Origin of the sequence: Citrobacter sp. EC_71, from assembly GCF_019584005.1 — a bacterium.
GTDB classification, from domain to species: domain Bacteria; phylum Pseudomonadota; class Gammaproteobacteria; order Enterobacterales; family Enterobacteriaceae; genus Citrobacter; species Citrobacter werkmanii.
Genome location: NZ_VDAY01000076.1, coordinates 1 through 412, shown reverse-complemented (window position 1 = coordinate 412; position 412 = coordinate 1). Strand labels below are relative to the sequence as shown.

Below are 412 nucleotides of genomic sequence, written 5' to 3'. Positions count from 1 at the left end.
CTTCCGGTTGCAGGCCAACAATGGTCACCGGTTTGGATTGTTCGCGCATAAAGCGTGACACGCCGGTGATAGTGCCGGTTGTTCCCATGCTGGAGACAAAATGGGTAATGCGCCCGCCAGTTTGCTGCCAGATTTCCGGCCCGGTAGTGGTGTAATGGGCGTAAGGGTTATCGGGATTATTGAACTGATCGAGCAGCTTTCCTTCGCCACGATTCGCCATCTCCAGCGCCAGATCGCGCGCACCTTCCATGCCCTGCTCTTTGGTGACAAGAATCAGTTCCGCACCATAAGCACGCATCGCCGCACGGCGTTCCTGGCTCATGTTGTCAGGCATCAGCAATTTCATGCGATAGCCTTTCAGCGCGGCAATCATTGCCAGCGCAATGCCGGTGTTACCACTGGTGGCTTCGAT

Annotated in this window: 1 protein-coding gene; it reads right to left on the bottom strand. The window is 55.8% G+C overall.

Features of this window, described 5'->3' with window-relative positions; all coding sequences use genetic code 11:
- Window positions 1–412, bottom strand: a 412-nt coding sequence (locus tag FHD02_RS24065; protein WP_220394388.1) for a pyridoxal-phosphate dependent enzyme, incomplete at both ends; no start/stop codon positions are given.